The organism is Pseudogracilibacillus sp. SE30717A (assembly GCF_037071985.1).
Lineage (GTDB): Bacteria > Bacillota > Bacilli > Bacillales > Amphibacillaceae > Pseudogracilibacillus.
Map to the genome: position 1 here is coordinate 44,278 of NZ_JAXHDF010000010.1, position 16,554 is coordinate 60,831.

The window sequence follows — 16,554 nt, forward strand, 5'->3', positions numbered from 1 at the left end:
AAAGTTAATTAGTTATTTATTCTACTTTATCCCAAACTGATTGAAATGAAACATGCTACTGGAAATTCTTATCTTTCTTTTTATCCATTCCTCTTATGAGATATAATTTCTTTCCATCAAATGAATACCTAACCCCGTTAAAACAACGGTCATTAACAGTAAAATGCTTACCGGATATAAAATCTGTTCTAAATTATATCCATACAAGGTTACTCCATATAATACTTCCATTCCGTACGTTATCGGAATCAATTTTGATAATTGCAGCATAAAAGTTGAATCCACGATGTCTAGTGGCCAAAATGCACCACCAATCATTGCCATGCTTACAGATACAATTGGAATGACAGCATTAAATTGTTGTATTGTATTAACTGTTCCTATGATAAAAATAGATAGAGCCACTATCGCTAACACATAAGGAATTAATAAAAGTAATGTTTGCCAAAACATCCCATGAAAATCAACCTTAACTATAAATCGAAATATGAAAAAAACAATTACTACTTGAACATAACCGATTAAAAAACTATAGAGGAAATTTGCTACATACATTTCCCATTTTCTAACAGGTGACAGAATAACCCGATCCCATACACCAGTTCTTTTCTCTAACAAGATTTGAAACACACTATAGGCAATTGTATAAATGACAAAAAACAATGAAAAACCGAAGAGTGTATGCAGATTTCCGTCAAAAAGGAATGTATCTTGCCCGTGAAACCATTGACTTTTCACATTAAAAAATGAATTGTTTTCAATTATTTCTTTTACATTTTCTTCGCCCGAAGCTTGTTCCAATTGGTTAAACTGTTTATCTAAGTGGTAAGCATTTTTCACTGTGTTTTCAAACAAAACCACATTAGGGGAATTGATTCCAACAAGAATGTCATAGTCATCTTGATTAAAAACAATCCCAAATTCATGTTTCCCACTAAGGATCTTTTTTTCCAGTGCCCGTTTATCCGTAACCCAATCGATTTTAAAAATACTTTTCTCATCTATCATCTCAGCTAGAGACGAGTTTTTAATCTGATTGAGTTCCGTATAGGCAGGAACCGTTATTTTATTCGTACCATTTGCACCACCAGTGATGAGGGCAAATAGAATAGACATAAACGTCATTAAAATAAATGTCCACGGATTTCGAATTAACCATTTTATTTTCGTAATAAATATTCCACTCATTATATTTGCCCCCTTTTTGGAAAGCTGAAAATAGATACTAAAAGCAAACAAAAGGTAAAGAGGAGCAAATAAATCAAGTATGGAATTGTTTGACTAAACTCATCTCCTCGCAGCAAACTTAAATACGCACTCATACTCGCACCATTGGGTGTGAAATCTCCAAGTAACTGGAATACGTCTGCAATATCTCCAATCGGAAAAAAACTACCTCCCAATAAGGCTAACAATGCTACTAAAAAATTAGAAAAGAAATTGATAACTGATTCAGAATTTATCCGATAACTAATTGAAGTAAGTAGAACAGATAACGCTCCAACTGCAAATGCAAGACAAACCGTAACCAAAAGAAACTGTAAAATCGGCCATGTCACCCCGTAAACAATCCATGAGAAACCAAATATAATCAGTAATTGAATCAATGCAAATGAAACGCCCGAAACGAAGATCCCGGAAAAATAAGTCCATCTAGATACATTAGCAAGAATGACTCGATTAAAAACCTGTGTCTGTTTTTCTATAAAAGCGTATACTCCTACAGCAGTTGCAACATATAATACATTCATCACTGCCATACCTATTGTATAATATTGTTTTGAAGAAACAGGATTACCTTTTCCGATCGGTTCTACCGTTCCTATATGTTCTAGATCACCAGCTTCCAAATTTACTGGATCTATATGGTGGTCCATAGTGAACTTCATCATAGACATTTGTTCCTGAAAAGAATCGATAATACTTTTAACGATGTTTGACTGAAGTGTTTTACTTTCATTCTGATAAACCTTCATTTCACTAGCATTTCCTTCTTTTAATAAATAGAAGTTTAATGCATTGTATGTGAAGTCTTTTGGAATCTCGATGACAGCTGCAAAACTATCATCCGCTAAAACAGTTGCCTTATCTTCTGGTGAAACCATCGTTATATCAATTAATTTATCCATATCAGCAAATGCTTCATCTTTTAATAGATGGACAATTGATATATTTTTTGCTACTTGACCAATTTCCTTTTTCTCCACTTCAGAAAGCTTACTGTTTTCTACTTCTTGGATAAATCTTTCTATTTGCTCCTTTTCATCGGTATGTTCTATCATTGCTATTTTAGCGTCAATTTCAAACGTTTCCCCACTTATAAACCCACTTAGAGAGACGCTTAAAATGCAGATTAATATGATCGGCAACATAAGTAAAAGAATTAATTGTTGTGGATTACGTATGAATAAAATACTCTGTTTTTTTACAATATCCCAAATCATTTCATTCACCTCTAGTCCCTTAACGCTCGACCCGTAAGATGTAAAAAGACATCCTCTAAAGTTGGGGTTTTAACAGACAATGATTTTAACTGTACATTTGAATTTGCTGCAAATTCCGTCACCAATCTAAAAATATTTATCTCTTTAGGAACAATAATTGTTACAGTTTCATTTTTCACAAAGACTTTCTTAATTGTCAGCTCATCTTGTAATGCGGTGATAAATGAATCATTTAACAGTTCCGCCTCGATGTAAATTGTATTTTCTGAAGAGAGAATTTCTTTAATTTCCTCTGTTGTGCCTACAGCGATCAAGTTCCCACGGTCCATAATATAAATTCGATCACATAAAAATTCGACTTCTTCCATATAGTGACTTGTATAAAGAACAGTCATTCCTTTTTCTTTGTTTAATTTCTTTACCGTTTCTAAAATATAATTTCTTGATTGAGGATCAATTCCTACTGTCGGTTCATCCATAATTAGCAATTCCGGATCATGCAGTAATGCAACACCGATATTTAACCGTCGCTTCATTCCCCCGGAAAATTTTTTCACTAATGAATTTCTTCTATCAGTGAGTCCTATGAGATCTAAAATATCGTCTATTTTTTGTTTTAAGTTAGTACCAGACATTTTATAAATCTTACCGAAAAAAAATAAGTTTTCATCAGCTGTCAAATCTTCATAAAGGGCTATTTCTTGTGGGACTACTCCTGTCACCTTACGTAGTGAAACCGGCTTTTTTAACACACTTCTTCTCTCAAATAACACATCTCCCTCTGTCGGTTCAATAAGGGTTGATAACATAGAAATTGCTGTCGATTTGCCAGCCCCGTTGGGACCTAATAGTCCGACTATCTCCCCTTTTTCAATATACATATTCATATTTTTCACTGCGTAAAATTGTTTATAACGTTTGGATAGGTTCACTAACTCAAGCATGCCATTCCCTCCCTGCTAATGTTTATTGTATTGCTTTTTACTTCTCCTTCCTACTGTCTTAGGTCATTATTTTTAATAGAAAACAATGACTTAAGTCACATTTGTTAATAAACGTTAAAAGAGAGGGTTATGACCTTACATATGTGTAAAATTACTATTGTAGATAAAATCGCTTCAGAAACCTACTATGCTTTCCACGGGCAACACTTCAACTTTTATAGCTCCACTTCTGTGTCGCTATAACTTTTCAGTTGTTGCTTTTCCCGTGGGAGTCTACGTTGGTTTCTTCCGCTTAAGTTAGAGCGGTCTATTATTTTACATAATAATATAGACATAATCAAAGAGAGGTCGTCTTAAGAAATTTTACTTTGAAAGCAGCCATAGACACTTAATTTATTTAAGATTTCCTTGCTTCAATCGTAGCTTTTATCCCTTCTTTATAAGGTGTCTTTGGTAAAGGGCCAATATATTTCTCATACTTTTCTCCACTTAATACGACTGGATCTTCGTTCAAATACTGCATTTCAACGAATTCCCGCATTTGTTTATTAAATAATCCAACTAGACGTAACATATTTCTCGTCACAGTAGATACCTTTTTATAATTGTTAGTCAGTTGACGAATGATCGAAATAATTTCCTCACCGGTTATTACATCAGTAGCAGGGATATTCCAATTTTGGTTATATGAGTTATCATTCATCGCAAGATTCACTAATGCTTCCGCTCCATCTGGAGTAAAAAGATGTTCACGTGGGATTGATTTATTTCCTACAAACTGTGCTTGTTTATTCTCAATCATCTTATTTAATGTAAAGCCTAGTAACGAACTCTCTACGTGAGGACCGTAAAAATCAGGGAAGTGAGCAATGATTGTTGGAACATTGGAAGAATTATATAGCGATTCCATTTCTAATCTGACTTTTCCTTTCTTCGTATGTGGATTTTTTGTTGTAAGTTCCCTTACTTTATTACCTGGATTTTTTCCATAGCTATAAATATTGTCTACAATAGCTAATTTAGCTGAATGCACTTTTGCAGAATGGATTATGTTTTTTGTCAGGACTGGCAAGTTTGTTCTCCAATCTCCGTACGGTAAATTAATAGCATGAAAAATAACGTCATTACCTTCAACTGCCTGAACTAAATTTTCCTCATTAAAAGCATTTCCAGGAAAAATATTTATTTGTTTGTTGCCACCATACAAGTCCTTAAGTTTCCTTTCGTTACGCGCAAAAGCTGTTACTTTGACTTCTCTACTTACTAATTCATTGACAAGTGCAAAACCCATTCCTCCGGTTGCTCCTAATACGATTGCGTTCTTCATTTTTACTCATCCTTTCTTTTTTGACCACTGTTCAAATAAGGATAAAAAATTGAAGCTAAGACAAATAAAACTATATCTAAGAGGACGAATGTTCATGTAGTCCCGGATGTAGCTCTTATACATGCGGTAAAAGCAGTATATTTCAGTGTAACTTATCATACATCTACCATCGTTCGTCTTTTCTTTGATAAGAATACGTTTGTCAAAAGCTCTCCATTTATTATTAATTTTCCGTCCACTTCAGTAACATAGCTACATGTGAATTAGCCATATCTTCAACCTCACTAAAACTGACAATATGTCTGAGATAATGAGTTACAAATCCATGGAGTGATAAAAAGATTGACCAGATCTCTTTAATCGTTAGCTGTCTATCACTTAATTCGGCTACATAGTTTGCAAACTTTTCGTACGTTTTTGACGGGCTCTTATTTAAAAAATGCAGCACTTCTTCATCTTTGATTAAAAACATTATTTCATAATGACCTTGATTAGTTAAACCAAATTCAATAAAACCCAATAAAAGCCTTCTTAATTTTTCCTTTCGGTCACATGAATCTACGATCACTTCTGTCATTTTTTGATCTAACATTAGAAAATGTTCCTCGACTAACGCATAAAAAAGTTCTGCCTTATTTTTAAAATAATAATAAATTGCTCCATGGCTACAGTTAATTTCATTAGCAATCAGTCTCATAGATACATTCGTATACCCTTTTTCAATTAACAGTTCTCTTGCAACTTCCATAATCACTTGTCTTGTTAGTTCGGTTTTACCCATTTTATTGTTTTTCATAAAATTCATCCTTTTTGACCACTGTTCAAATTTATTTTAAAAGAATATATACCCCATGTCAATATGTATATTATGAGTAATTCCATTTTACTGATTGAGTATCCAATACTTTTTTAACATAAATTCTTTCTATTTATCCAATTCCGTAATCCTACAAACAATTTTAATAACCTAATAAATATGCGTAATTTTTGTAATGTCAGCATTATTATCCACTTAATTATTGAACCATTATGCAAGATTATTTTTTATCGCAAAAATAGCTAATTGTGTTCGATCCCTTAATTGTAGTTTTTGTAAAATATTCGTTATATTATTTTTAACTGTCCCAATCGATAAATATAGTTCTGAAGCAATTTCTTTATTCGTTTTGCCTTCACCTATACGTTTTACAATAGCGAGTTCTCTTTCTGTCAACTTTGTTGGTATTTTGGTATGATTACCCCTTTTTAATAAATTCGGAATGACCTTTGCCGCCACTTCCTCGTTTATTGGCAAGGCATTTTCCATGATACTATGTACTGCACGTATCAACCTTTCTGAATCCGCAGTTTTTAATAAAAAGCCACTTGCTCCATCTTTTAACGTTTCCATTGCATAGTGCTCATCATTAAATGTCGTTAGTATTAAAATTTTAACTTGCGGCCATTTCGCTTTGATTAGCCGAGTCGCTTCCATCCCATTCATAATAGGCATTCGAACATCCATTAAGATGAGGTCAATCAGATGGTTTTTTTCTAATAGTTCAATTGCTTCTTGGCCATTTTCAGCTTCACACGTAACTTTAATTTTCTCATCTTGTTCCAGCATTACTTTTAACCCTTGTCGTACAATCGATTGATCATCTACAATGAGTATGCGCCACACTTCTTTTTCTTTTTTATTCATTAGGTATCATCCCCTGAACAACAAATTGTTCTTCCGTTTGATGTATATATAACTGCCCGCCAATTTCCTTCACTCTCGCTTGCATATTTGTTAATCCAAACCCTAAACTGAATTTCTCATTAATTGAGATTGGATTGGAAATGGTAAACGAGAGAGTGTTTACCGCCGACTTTCCTATTAAAATGGTAACTTGCTTGGAAGGTGAATGCCGCATTACATTCGTTAAACATTCTTGAATAACACGATATAGCACGACTCCATGTTCATTTGAAATGGGAAGTGTCAGTGCTCCTTCTTTTAATGTAAATTGGATAAGTAGTTGACTCTCTGCTTCCAATTTACGAATTAATTGAACTACGGCTGGAATTCCACTTGTTTCACTTTCTTGTAAGGTTTGTACAGCTTCCCTAGTTTCTGTTAAACTTTCATTTGCCATTTTCTTTAATTCTAAAAACTGTTCATCTTTTTTTTGAAGATATAAGATTTCAAGTTTCATTATTAATGCGGTTAAGCGATGTCCGACAGAATCGTGAATTTCTCTCGCAATCCTAGTCCTCTCTTCTGCTTTTGCCATTTCTTCAGCTGAAACATGTAATCTTTTTAATTGACGATAGTCAGCATTCATTTCCTGATAAAATGCTTGCTGTTCCTTATTTTGTGTGGACATTTCATTTAATTTTACGATTAAAAAAACAAGCATACTACCTATAAAAACAGTAGCTATCATATGTTCTTTATGTATATACGCTAAAATAACAGCGAAGAAATAATTGATTCCTATAAAAAGATACAACAATCGTTTAGTAAAGCGAAAAAGTGCTGTAATAGTTATTAATGCTAAAAGTAATGAAGTAAATAATACATCATGTATAATCAAACCATGAATAAACAACAAGGCAGATAGAAGAATATAAATATAGACAGAGGTATATTCATGTGATAAGAAAAAATAGACTGCTAAACTAGCGATTAACATCGATAAACTTATCAATGTAGAATCGCTAGCAAAAAAGATCATGAATACCCAAAGTGTACAATATAATCCAAACCGAAGTAAAAATGATGTCATTATTTCTCGATCCAATCAAATTGTTTATTGCTGCTTCTCAATAAAACTTTTTAACAAATGCACAGACTGTACACAATCATTTAAATCTGTCCATTCATCCGGTCGGTGACTGATTCCATCTTTACTTTTGACAAATATCATTGCTGCTGGAACTTGTTCACCGATAATCATCGCATCATGCCCTGCTCCACTAGGTAAATATAAAGGTTCAATTCCCTTTTCATGAAAGATGTCCGCTAGTTTTTGCAGGATATCTTTTTGAATCGGAACAGGAGTAATTCGGATTTTCTCTTCATAAGAAAGCTCAACATCATATGTTTCAGCCACATCTTTGGCAACAGCAATTACCTGATTTACTAATTCTTCCTGATTCTCTTTGTAAATATCCCTCATATCTACATATAAACTCACTTCACCTGGAATGACATTTACCCCATTCGGCTTTACAGCTAGTTTCCCAATTGTCGCCACCGCACTTTCACTGATTTTAACAGGAACCTGCGGCACTCTTTGAATAAATTCGCTAGCTGCCACAAGTGCATCTTTTCGATCATTCATTGGTGTATTTCCAGCATGACCTGCTTCGCCGGTAAAGGTAAATTCAACCCAGCAAGGTCCTGCAATACCTGTTACAATTCCACACGGTTCATTTGCTTTTTCAAGTTTTTTTCCTTGTTCAATATGTACTTCTATGAACAGTTCAATTGCAGACAAATCTCTTTTTGAATCCAAATAGCCTTCAACTGTCAGACCAACTGATTGCAAAACTTCCTGAAAAGACAGCCCTTTCTGATCGGTTAATTTTAGTCTTTCTTCAATGCTTCCAGCTCCGGTAACTGCTTCACTCCCATGGAATCCGCTATTAAACCGGGACCCTTCTTCATCGGTAAAAATCGCTACTTCAAAATCTCTCTCGGGTAGGTACCCTGCTTCTCGCCATGCTTCTACTACTTCTAAGGCAGCTAATACACCTAACGGACCATCAAAATGTCCACCATTCGGAACACTATCCACATGAGAACCACTTAAAATTGCTTTTTTCATATTGTCTTTTCCTTCTAAGCGTCCGAAGACATTCCCAGCCCCATCAGTCGTGACAGTAAGCCCTGCTTCCTTCATCCACTTTAAGACTAGTTGTTTCGCTGCTAACTCCTCGGGTGAGAAACCAGGACGATTCGAGCCGTTGTTACTTGTTAGCCCAATTTGAGCAATTTGATGCAATCTTTCGGCAAGCCGTTCTCCACTAACTCCGTTTTTATTTAATGATTGATCATAATTCGAAAGTAATTTCTGTTTTAATGGAAACTCTTTTATCGTCAACTTAACTCCTCCTATAATTACTATTTTTTCTGTCTTTTTTAAAAAATTCTCTAACATTTTCTGCTCTTTTTATAAAGAGAAGGGAGATTAGTTGAATCGCAGTAATCATACAAACGGGTTATAAAATCTGCTCCCATCATAAAAAGTGATGATAAGGGATCCAACTAATATAAATAGACCCAGAATAATCGTAATATAGTCTGTTCGCTTAAATGATTGTTCGTTATACCAAGTCCGTTTTTTCTTTTTACCAAACGCACGTAGTTCCATTGCGTTACTTATCGTATCAATTCGATCGAGACTAGATAAAATAAGCGGCATAACGATCGAAGAGGCATTCTTTAGCCGTTTACCTAACTTTTCTTTGCTCGATAAATCAATTCCTCGCGCTTGCTGTGCTTGTGCGATTGTCCTAAAATCCCGCTGAATATCAGGAATATAACGGAGTGCCAATGAAACTGAATAAGCTATTTTATAATTTACACCTATTTTATTTAACGATGCAGCAAATTCACTCGGGTGTGTCGTAACGATAAATAGTAATGCTGCTGGAATTACTGCAAAATATTTTAAAGTAATGTTTAATTGATAAAATAATTGCTCTGCCGTCAGGTTATACCTACCAAAAAATTCAAAAAGAAGATGACTCGTTCCATAAATTTTTACCCCTTCTTGTGGGGAAAAGATGTAAATCGCTACATTATTTAATAATAAGAACGCTAATATAAATAATAACACAAATCCAACTTCTCGGATTTTTATTTTGGAAATCCAAAAAACTACTAAACTGAACAGAAACAAAAACAGTAATATCCGAGTATCGTAAGTTAACATAGCTATCGTTGACCACATGATAAAGATAATTAATTTAGTTGCTCCAGATAATTCATGAATAAATGATTTTCGATCAATGTATGCCAGCATCTCTGTAGCCAATATTTCTTACCTCCTTATCATACGAAATAAAGCGTGCAACAAATTCTGTAGGATTAGGAATACATGCACGACGAGCAAGTTCAAATAAAGAAGTTTGCTTTAAATTAGCTGCTTCGACAATCTCTTTATCTGATAAAATATTGACTGACGTATCATCTGCCAGCAACTCACCGTCAAGAAGTACAAGACTTCGCGGGGTGTATTCAAGCATTAAGTGCATATCATGAGTAACCATGATGATTGTTTTTCCTTGGTTATTCAGCTCAACTAAGAATTCCATAATTTGTGTGTAATGGTAAAAATCTTGTCCTGCTGTCGGCTCATCCAAAATAATAATTTCAGGATTTAATACTAATATAGAAGCAATCGTTACCCGCTTTTTTTGCCCAAAACTAAGTGCGGAAATCGGCCAATTTCGGTATGGGTATAATCCGCAGATTTGTAACACAGCTTCGACGCGCTCCTTAATTTCTTTTTCCGGTACTCCACGCATCACAAGACCAAGGGCAACTTCATCAAAAATCATATGTTTGGAAATCATATGGTTCGGGTTTTGCATCACCATGCCTATTTTTTCCGCCCGCTCTCGGATTGTATCGTATGTGATGTCTCTTTTATCGAATATTATTTTACCTTGATGCCCTTTTTCAAATCCGCAGATTAACTTCGAGAGTGTTGACTTTCCCGCACCATTTTTTCCAACAATACTAATCATTTCTCCTTGTTGAATGGTAAAAAATATATCTTTTAATGTAGGTTCTTTACCCTCGTAAGCAAATGTTATATTCTGTACCTCAAGAATAGGCGTTTTATTAGGTTGTTCTTTTTTAAAAGTTGAATCCTCATACCATTGGTGCAACGATGCTTTACAAGAATCTATATTTAATTTCTGTATATGTTCTAATTCCATAGATGGATTCAGTTCACAATTCGCATATTTCAACGCTGTTACATAGAGAGGTTCTCGAATATAACTTTCATTTAAAAGAGTAGAAGCAAGTAATTCATTCGGATTGGAATCACTTACGATTCTACCTCTATCCATTACGATAACACGATCCATATGTTGATCTAATACATCTTCTAATCGATGTTCAATTATAACAATTGTACAATTTAAAGCTTTATGGAGGTCATCAATCAATTTAATAGCGTGCTGACCTGTTGCTGGATCTAAATTTGCAAGTGGTTCATCAAAAAGTAAAATATCTACCTTCTCGACAATGACCCCACCAAGTGCAACTCGCTGCCGTTGTCCTCCTGACAATTCATGGACAGAGGATGTTAGCTTATCTTCCATCATTACTAGCTTTGAAACATCGATCACCTTACGATGCATGTCGTCCCTTGGAACTTCATCATTTTCAAGAGCAAAGGCAACATCTTCACCGACAGATAAGCCGATAAACTGACCATCAGGGTCTTGTAACACAGTCCCTACCATTTTAGACAAAGAAAAAATATTCAACTTACTAGTCTCCTGATTATTGATGGTTAAGCTCCCTGTTATATCTCCTTTAAAGGAAAATGGGATCAAACCATTTAAACAATGACCTAGTGTACTTTTTCCTGAACCAGATGGACCTGCTATTAATACCTTTTCTCCTTCATAAATGGACAAATCAATATTTCGAATGGTAGGTTCTTTTTGACTATCATATTTAAATGTAAAGTTATTAAATTGGATAACCGTTTTTTTCATTTTCTTCTCCTTTACGAGGTAAAACAGAAAACGAGCCCCTCCAAAAGCTCATCGGAAAGGCTGTTCACTTAACTTTATTATACAATGAAAAGTAGAAATAAGATTTAATAAAATGTATAATTTCTAATTCTTATATCAATTACTCAACAGATAAGCTGTCACTTTTATTACGTGTTTTTGCATAAGATACAAGAAGGATAGTTCCAATTACACCTACCGTGACAATATTTGAAAGGCCGGCTACAATCCCTTGAAGATATACTTTATTTGCTGGTTCAGCATAAATTAATACATCAAGAGTAGGGGCGATAACAAACCAACCAACCGCTTGAGCTAGGGCTTGAATAACATTAAACGTAACAATTTGTTTGCCTTCAAATATGCCTGACTGAATATTGATCCGATTAGCGAACAATCCAATAAACAGTCCTACAAAAGCAGATACGAGTACCCAGCTCCACCAAATCGATCCATAGAAAACAGCATCTTTTAATGCATGCCCAATGAGCCCGATTAAAAATCCTGCTACCGGTCCAAACACTACAGCCATTAATGCAAGAAATGCATATGCTGTTTCAATCGATGTATTTGGTATTCCGGTCGGAATCGAGACAAACCTTCCTAATATAACAAATACGGCTGACCCAATCCCAATTGCAACAATCGTTTTAATTGATAATCCTTTTTCCATTATACATTCTCCTTTATTTTTTATTATCTATCTGCTAAATTACTCGTTTCGATCTTTTGACTACTTCGCTTGCTTAATAGTAAATTCTTTTTAAATATTTCTTTCTAATTATTATTAATTATATGCTCGGTTATTTGTTTTTCGAATCGTAATTTTCCAATTGATCCCTGTTCCAATATGATAGGCTTTTGCAAATGATCCTTGGTTAATTGCCACTCCCAGCTTATCAACAGAGTTAACATAGATTAGTGGTTCACCTAGACGACTGTCAGCAAATGATCTTCCAAACGTCATAGCATTTTTATATACTTGACGATTGTTGTTTTCAATCGTTACCTCCAGTAAATCACCGTATTTCACATCGGATTGAATAAAAAGTTCTCGGCTTATATTCGTCCAAAGGTTTCCAAATCGGACATCGAGAATATCAATATTACCTGTTACAATTCCTTCCCCTGATTTTGGTTCTGGGTTGATTAATTTAAGGATGGAATCTACGGATAATTCCCGGCCTACTTCGTCAAATTTAATTACTCCAGCGGCTAATCTAGCACCTGTATAAGCGTAAATATCTCGGCCATGGAATGTGTAGGACTCTCCAGAATTCGGTAAGCGGTTCTTCGTTTCATCTATTTCTCTAACAGCAACGATACCGATATTTTCGGCAACATGTGTTAATGTTCCATTATCTGGAGTAACAATATATTGATTATCTGTCGTTTTTGCCACAATACTTAACCGCTCTGTTCCAACTCCAGGATCTACAACCGAAACAAATACAGTCTCTTCTGGCCAATACGTTATCGTCTGATAAAGACGGTAAGAACCTTCCCAAATATTGTACTGTGGAATTTCGTGGGTTAAATCATATATTTTTAAATCTGGATCGACTGATAAAGCAACACCATACATCGCACTTACTGCCCCATCACATAATCCAAAGTCTGTCTGTAATACTAAATGTCTACTCATTTCTTCTACCTCCAAAAATTTTTTAGTAAAAATAAAAAACCACGTCCATATCGTTAATTATCGATAAGGACGTGGTTGAATATACGTGTTACCACCTTACTTTACTATTTGCTCACACAAATAGCCTCATTAAGTACGCAAATGTTTATAGAAAACACTTTTAATACCCTTGCTTTGATAACGGATGCTAATTCCCGTCGGAACCTACTTATACTTTACAGTATGTTCAGCACGAAACTCTGAGGCCATTTTTCAGATTTCTCATTTTTGCTTCTTTTCAGCTACCGAAGCTCTCTGTTGAAAAATTACAAAATCTTACTTTTTCTCATCTACGTTTTTATTTTTATATGCATTTTTAATATAAATTGATTATATGGCCCGGATAAAAATATGTCAAGCATTATTTTTAAAGTTTTTATCTCCTATTAAACATTCTATGTTAAGCTAGAAGGGGCCTGCTCTAAAGCAACTAATAAATATTTTTAAGAAAGGTGTGATGATTTGAGACCGATTTTAATTGGAATATTAGCCGCACTTTTTTTCTCTGTGACCTTTATTTTAAATCGGGCAATGGAATTAGAAGGTGGTAGTTGGGTTTGGAGTTCTTCTCTTCGCTTTTTCTTTATGCTACCAATTTTATTTCTGCTCGTTGGATATAAACGTAATGTAAAACCAGTCCTACTTCATATAAAAAAATATCCGCTTTCTTGGATCATCTGGAGTACTGTCGGATTTGGATTATTCTATGCACCACTTACTTTCGGAACAATTTACGCTCCCGGCTGGCTCGTTGCTGCTACATTTCAACTAAGTATTGTCGCTGGCTCGTTGCTCGTTCCTTTTATTAATAAAACAAATCGTTCTATTCCAATTCAAAGTATTATCGTATCGTTAATTATCATTATTGGAGTTGTTCTCATGCAACTTGAACATGCTAGCAAAGTATCTTCTCTAGCACTCATACTAACGATCATTCCACTTATTATTTCAGCAATCTCCTACCCGCTAGGCAATCGAAAAATGATGCAGATTGTGAACGGAGAATTAAACACCATTCAACGTACATTAGGGATGACGATTGCTTCCATGCCTTTTTGGATTATTTTAGGTATTTATGGTTCGTTTACATATGGATCACCTACTCAAAGTCAGGTAGTCCAAACATTTATTGTTGCCATTGCATCGGGCATTATTGCAACGATATTATTTTTCTACGCAACAGAACTTGTTCAACATGATAATCATAAACTTGCAGGAGTAGAAGCAACAACAGCGGGAGAAGTCATCTTCGCTTTAGTTGGTGAAATTATATTTCTAGGAGCAGTTTTCCCTAATTTTATCTCCATTATGGGAATTATCCTCGTTATTTCCGGTATTATTTTGCATAGCGTCATCTCAACTTTAATCGATCGTAAACGGCTAACAGGGATGGACAAACAAGTTTCTTAGTTAATGTTTTTAAAATATGCTTTGCTAAAGAAAGCTCTCCAATTTTGGAGTTCGCTCGTCCTTTTTAGAGGCTTCTCTTTTTTGTGCTTGGAATTAAAAATAAGCAGTGATTACCGCTATCGCAACCGCTGCTTATTTTATTTAGATTTTTTCGAGAAATAACATTTTAATTTCAAAATTATTTTTTACATTTCAGCAGCTGAATTTTCTTCCATTACTCGTTTATTATCTTTCACATAAAAAGATAATATCAAACCGATAATCGTAATGACTGTCGCAACGATAAATACTATATTCACTCCATGAATAAGCCCTTGCACGCCTGCTTCGGATGGGTCTTTAGCCGTAAGGGACATGACGGTTACAAGAGTTGCCGTTCCAATTGAAGCAGCTACTTGTCGCATCGTATTTGTCATTGCAGTCCCATGAGGAATAAGCCTTGTCGGCAGTACATTTAACCCTGCGGTCGTAGAAGGCATCATTACCATTGAAATTCCAATCATGCGAACCGCAAACACAACTGTTAAAAAGAATAATGACGTATTTTCTGTTAAATTTGTAAAAAACAACGTCGTAATAGACATGATCGATAACCCGATAATTAATAGCCACCTCGCACCGATAGCATCAAAAACTTTTCCGATAAATGGGGATAATATTCCCATAATCAAGGCGCCAGGTAAGATCATTAATCCCGATTCAAAAGCGGTAAACCCTGCCATCAACTGCATATAAATTGGTAAAATAGTTTCAGCAGCAATTAACATCGTAAAACCAATCATCCCGATTATTGTCGTTAATGTATATATCTTATATGTAAAAACACGGAACTCTAATACCGGTTGCTTTAATTTTAGTTGTCTAAGGATAAAAATAGTGATTGTAATCGCGCCAACGATTAACGAGATCATCACCCCTGTATCTGACCATCCATAATTACCAACACTACTAAATCCATATAATAATCCGCCAAAACCGAGCGTAGATAAGATGATAGATAGAAAATCAACTTTAGGGAATGTCCGAGTAATAATATTTTTCATAAAAAATATTCCAATTACTAAATCGATAATAGCTAAGGGAAGAATAATATAAAATAGCGATCTCCAAGGAAAGATTTCAATTAACCAACCGGATAAAGATGGACCAATTGCAGGAGCAAAAGATATGACCAAGCCAGATATGCCCATTGCAAAACCACGTTTTTCGACAGCAAAAATCAACATAAATATTGTCATCATAAGCGGCATAACAATCCCTGCACCAGCAGCTTGTATAATTCTCCCTACCATTAACATAGGGAAGTTTGCAGATAACGCACATACGACAGTTCCAGCTATAAATACGGACATGGAAACGATAAACAATCTCCTTGTTGTAAAGGTTTCCATTAAAAATGCCGTAATAGGAATCATGATCCCATTGACGAGCATAAAAATAGTTGTCACCCACTGTCCAGAGTTTTCCGTTAATTTAAATTCCTCCATAATGTGAGGTGTAGCGGTTATTAATAATGTCTGATTTAAAATTGCTAAAAAAGAACCGCCCAATAAAATTGCAACAATCGTTAAACGATTATATTTCTCAGTGCTTTGAGTTGTAAATTTAGTCACATAAAGTACCCCCAAGTCTTAGAAAAGCTTATCGTCTATTATAGCTCTATTCGACAGATGTTTTATCTTATCTGCTCATAACTCGAGAACTTTCACAATAACAGTGTTAAAAACATAAAATCCGCTCTTTGTTTGAAAGAGCGGATAACTTCTATAACGAATAAAACAGCCACAGATGCCGTAATCAATTAAAAAGTTTTAACCACCACTTAACTAAGTGGGTGTTCGCAAAGGACTTCCTGTCTTCCTCTCAAAGGAAGGCATGACATTCGGCCCTCGATATTAAAACTCCCTAATTCTTGTTTAGAGGTTAAACTTAAGTAAATTACGGACATCGCAGCTTTAGTTATATAATAACCCTAAATCTTTAAAAATTCAATGGAAAGAATCTATATTTACCACT

Annotated in this window: 14 protein-coding genes, 1 other RNA gene and 1 other annotated feature; of the genes, 1 reads left to right on the forward strand and 14 read right to left on the reverse strand. The window is 34.8% G+C overall.

What is annotated here, in order from left to right; genetic code table 11:
- Window positions 1-93 precede the first annotated feature (93 nt).
- From SPD48_RS15705 to SPD48_RS15760, 12 genes are all read right to left on the reverse strand, one after another.
- Window positions 94-1,188, reverse strand: a complete 1,095-nt coding sequence (locus SPD48_RS15705) for an ABC transporter permease (protein ID WP_336259079.1) — start codon at window positions 1,186-1,188, stop codon at window positions 94-96.
- Complete coding sequence (locus tag SPD48_RS15710) at window positions 1,188-2,444, reverse strand: ABC transporter permease (protein WP_336259201.1); 1,257 nt, start codon at window positions 2,442-2,444, stop codon at window positions 1,188-1,190. Before SPD48_RS15710 ends, SPD48_RS15705 begins: the two co-directional genes overlap by 1 nt.
- 11 nt (window positions 2,445-2,455) lie before the next feature.
- On the reverse strand, window positions 2,456-3,388 hold the full coding sequence (locus SPD48_RS15715) for an ABC transporter ATP-binding protein (protein WP_336259080.1): 933 nt from the start codon (window positions 3,386-3,388) through the stop codon (window positions 2,456-2,458).
- 397 nt (window positions 3,389-3,785) lie between these two features.
- Window positions 3,786-4,715: an NAD(P)H-binding protein gene (locus SPD48_RS15720; protein WP_336259081.1), complete on the reverse strand. Its 930-nt coding sequence runs from the start codon at window positions 4,713-4,715 to the stop codon at window positions 3,786-3,788.
- A gap of 223 nt (window positions 4,716-4,938) precedes the next feature.
- Window positions 4,939-5,511, reverse strand: coding sequence for a TetR/AcrR family transcriptional regulator (locus SPD48_RS15725; RefSeq protein WP_336259082.1), 573 nt, complete (start codon window positions 5,509-5,511; stop codon window positions 4,939-4,941).
- Between the two features lie 231 nt (window positions 5,512-5,742).
- Window positions 5,743-6,378, reverse strand: coding sequence for a response regulator transcription factor (locus SPD48_RS15730; RefSeq protein WP_336259202.1), 636 nt, complete (start codon window positions 6,376-6,378; stop codon window positions 5,743-5,745).
- Window positions 6,379-6,391: 13 nt separating this feature from the next.
- Window positions 6,392-7,468 carry a histidine kinase gene (locus SPD48_RS15735; RefSeq protein WP_336259083.1) on the reverse strand — a complete coding sequence of 359 codons (1,077 nt, stop codon included), beginning with the start codon at window positions 7,466-7,468 and terminating at the stop codon, window positions 6,392-6,394.
- A gap of 24 nt (window positions 7,469-7,492) precedes the next feature.
- A complete protein-coding gene (locus SPD48_RS15740; protein ID WP_336259084.1) occupies window positions 7,493-8,788 on the reverse strand; it encodes a M20 family metallo-hydrolase in 1,296 nt (431 codons plus the stop codon).
- Window positions 8,789-8,893: 105 nt separating this feature from the next.
- Window positions 8,894-9,724, reverse strand: coding sequence for an energy-coupling factor transporter transmembrane component T family protein (locus SPD48_RS15745; protein ID WP_336259085.1), 831 nt, complete (start codon window positions 9,722-9,724; stop codon window positions 8,894-8,896).
- Window positions 9,696-11,426: an ABC transporter ATP-binding protein gene (locus SPD48_RS15750; protein WP_336259086.1), complete on the reverse strand. Its 1,731-nt coding sequence runs from the start codon at window positions 11,424-11,426 to the stop codon at window positions 9,696-9,698. The genes SPD48_RS15745 and SPD48_RS15750 overlap by 29 nt, the downstream gene beginning before the upstream one ends.
- Before the next feature lie 139 nt (window positions 11,427-11,565).
- Window positions 11,566-12,120 (reverse strand): ECF-type riboflavin transporter substrate-binding protein, encoded by a 555-nt coding sequence (locus SPD48_RS15755; RefSeq protein ID WP_336259203.1) that lies wholly within the window; start codon window positions 12,118-12,120, stop codon window positions 11,566-11,568.
- Window positions 12,121-12,231: 111 nt separating this feature from the next.
- Complete coding sequence (locus SPD48_RS15760) at window positions 12,232-13,089, reverse strand: SAM hydrolase/SAM-dependent halogenase family protein (RefSeq protein WP_336259087.1); 858 nt, start codon at window positions 13,087-13,089, stop codon at window positions 12,232-12,234.
- Between the two features lie 62 nt (window positions 13,090-13,151).
- Window positions 13,152-13,430, reverse strand: a binding site (T-box leader).
- Window positions 13,431-13,590: 160 nt separating this feature from the next.
- Here SPD48_RS15760 and SPD48_RS15765 point away from each other — a divergent pair.
- Complete coding sequence (locus SPD48_RS15765) at window positions 13,591-14,538, forward strand: DMT family transporter (RefSeq protein WP_336259088.1); 948 nt, start codon at window positions 13,591-13,593, stop codon at window positions 14,536-14,538.
- Window positions 14,539-14,723: 185 nt separating this feature from the next.
- Here the strand turns inward: SPD48_RS15765 and SPD48_RS15770 are convergent, their stop codons facing one another.
- Complete coding sequence (locus SPD48_RS15770; protein WP_336259089.1) at window positions 14,724-16,151, reverse strand: MDR family MFS transporter; 1,428 nt, start codon at window positions 16,149-16,151, stop codon at window positions 14,724-14,726.
- A gap of 162 nt (window positions 16,152-16,313) precedes the next feature.
- Window positions 16,314-16,497: non-coding RNA, 6S RNA (ssrS, locus tag SPD48_RS15775), on the reverse strand.
- Window positions 16,498-16,554: the final 57 nt, after the last annotated feature.

Excerpts from the sequence above, each read along its gene's own strand:
- SPD48_RS15725 (WP_336259082.1), bottom strand. The coding sequence starts at position 5,511 with ATGAAAAACAATAAAATGGGTAAAACCGAACTAACAAGACAAGTGATT.
- SPD48_RS15750 (WP_336259086.1), bottom strand. The coding sequence starts at position 11,426 with ATGAAAAAAACGGTTATCCAATTTAATAACTTTACATTTAAATATGAT.
- SPD48_RS15705 (WP_336259079.1), bottom strand. The coding sequence starts at position 1,188 with ATGAGTGGAATATTTATTACGAAAATAAAATGGTTAATTCGAAATCCG.
- SPD48_RS15710 (WP_336259201.1), bottom strand. The coding sequence starts at position 2,444 with ATGATTTGGGATATTGTAAAAAAACAGAGTATTTTATTCATACGTAAT.
- SPD48_RS15760 (WP_336259087.1), bottom strand. The coding sequence starts at position 13,089 with ATGAGTAGACATTTAGTATTACAGACAGACTTTGGATTATGTGATGGG.
- SPD48_RS15735 (WP_336259083.1), bottom strand. The coding sequence starts at position 7,468 with ATGACATCATTTTTACTTCGGTTTGGATTATATTGTACACTTTGGGTA.
- SPD48_RS15720 (WP_336259081.1), bottom strand. The coding sequence starts at position 4,715 with ATGAAGAACGCAATCGTATTAGGAGCAACCGGAGGAATGGGTTTTGCA.
- SPD48_RS15715 (WP_336259080.1), bottom strand. The coding sequence starts at position 3,388 with ATGCTTGAGTTAGTGAACCTATCCAAACGTTATAAACAATTTTACGCA.